This is a genomic window from Acidiphilium sp. PA (assembly GCF_026191915.1).
Lineage (GTDB): Bacteria > Pseudomonadota > Alphaproteobacteria > Acetobacterales > Acetobacteraceae > Acidiphilium.
This window is the reverse complement of the sequence record NZ_JAIMBY010000078.1, coordinates 1-1668: the sequence shown is the minus strand read 5'-3', so window position 1 is coordinate 1668 and position 1668 is coordinate 1. Positions and strand designations below refer to the sequence as shown.

Sequence of the window (1668 nt, the reverse complement as noted above, 5' to 3'; positions counted from 1 at the left end):
GCACCAGGCGTTGAACTGGCAGACGCCGGACGAAGCGTATTTCGGGTCGACCGCCGCGTCCATGGCGAAGGCGGCGTAACCCGATGGAGGCAAGACGCTGTGAATTTGTGGACAGTCGGCTGCGCCGATCCCCGCCTGACCGCGAAGACGCGGCCCCCTGTGGACAAGCCGGGGAAAACGAAGGGTGTTTCCCCGCCTTGTCCACAGGTCGGCGGCTGCCCACAAGCTTCACAGCGCCACAGCAACCGAAGGATTGATTCTGAATTTGTTTCCGGGGATCATGTTCACCACAAACCGGGAAACCAGCTTTAGCTTATTCTCCCCAGGAACCTGTCCAACCTACCGGCACCACCGGAATTGCGCATGGCATAGTCATTGTGCTGCCGACGGAAATCGTACTCCCGCTGGTGGCGAACCGGCCCTGAAACCGGCTCTCAATCATCTACTAACTGATATTTGCTAACAGTATAGACTTCGCCGCCTCGTGTATACAATAACAAGATATAATAACATTATCTACAACTACGAGTATAATACCGTGGTTTTTAATAAACCCTCGGTATTACTTCGTTCAATGCGGTGTCGGAATCTTTTACATCTCATAGTATGAGATATCATAAGCTGTTGATTTTCGGTCATCCCGATATTGGCACGATTTTTGCTTTTATCCTTTCTGCGCTCCGACGCCGGGACGCCCATGGTCCTTAGAGATCATGGTAATCAAAACAGATTGGAGATTGGACATGTTCAGACTTCGCAACTACCTGTTAACCGGAGCCGCTGTGATCCTCGGTCTGACAGGCATTGCCCGGGCCGATATCTATAACCCGACCTGGGCGGTAACAGCGTGGACCACAACGACCGGCACGATCGGCGGTACCAATTTCATCAACGGCGCAGGTGCTCCTCCGCCCGCACCCACATACGCGCTCGCGTCTTTCGCGTACTCTGGTCCACTGAATTTCGACAACCCAAACAGCCAGAGCCAGCCGAACCTCTTTAGTGATTTTTTCACTAACAAGAGTGCGATCTCGGGGTTCACGAGCAATATTAGTGAGACCTCATTTCTCGGCACGACGATGAGTTCTGCCGGTTCGTCGAATTACACTTACCTTCAATTCACTCTTGAAGGGCCCGACACAAGCGTCCCGTCAGGTACCACCGTCACCATAACCCATGACGACGGTGCCAGCAGCTATGCCAACGGCGTCACGGTCACCTCGTCACCTGGCGAGACGCCCGAAGTCAGCGATACAGGCATGTTGCCTGCCGGTTTACTGACCAGCTTCGTCGTCGACTACGTCGAAGCCAATGGGGCACCTGCGGTTCTCAAAGTAGACGTACCCGAACCCGGTAGCCTCGCGCTCCTCGGCACAGGCCTGCTGGCCCTCGGCTTAATTATTCGCCGGCGTCAGAAAACCCTCTAATCGGCGCTGCCGATCGTGACTTGAACGGCTCCAGTTCGCTGGAGCCGCTTTTTCTTAACGGGAATCAACAAAACCGAACGGGCACTGGCCATGTTACGTATCTAAGAGTCCATCCGGGATCATTTTGTTTCCTTACAGAGTTTTCGTACCATCAGCCGGATGGATGCCCAGCGTAGAAATGCAAGTCCGTTTCGGTTGAGGCATTCCCAATCCTTGGCCAACCGGCGACAACGGTTGAGCC

General features: G+C 54.2%; 1 protein-coding gene and 1 pseudogene. One reads left to right on the top strand and one right to left on the bottom strand.

Features of this window, described 5'->3' with window-relative positions:
• Window positions 1-743 precede the first annotated feature (743 nt).
• A complete protein-coding gene (locus tag AruPA_RS21615; RefSeq protein WP_265638790.1) occupies window positions 744-1427 on the top strand; it encodes a PEP-CTERM sorting domain-containing protein in 684 nt (227 codons plus the stop codon).
• Between the two features lie 119 nt (window positions 1428-1546).
• Here AruPA_RS21615 and AruPA_RS21610 read toward each other — a convergent pair.
• Window positions 1547-1668, bottom strand: a pseudogene (locus tag AruPA_RS21610) (IS5/IS1182 family transposase); the annotation flags it as partial.

Bases quoted from the DNA above. Each gene is read 5' to 3' on its own strand.
- AruPA_RS21615 (WP_265638790.1), top strand. From the start codon at position 744: ATGTTCAGACTTCGCAACTACCTGTTAACCGGAGCCGCTGTGATCCTC.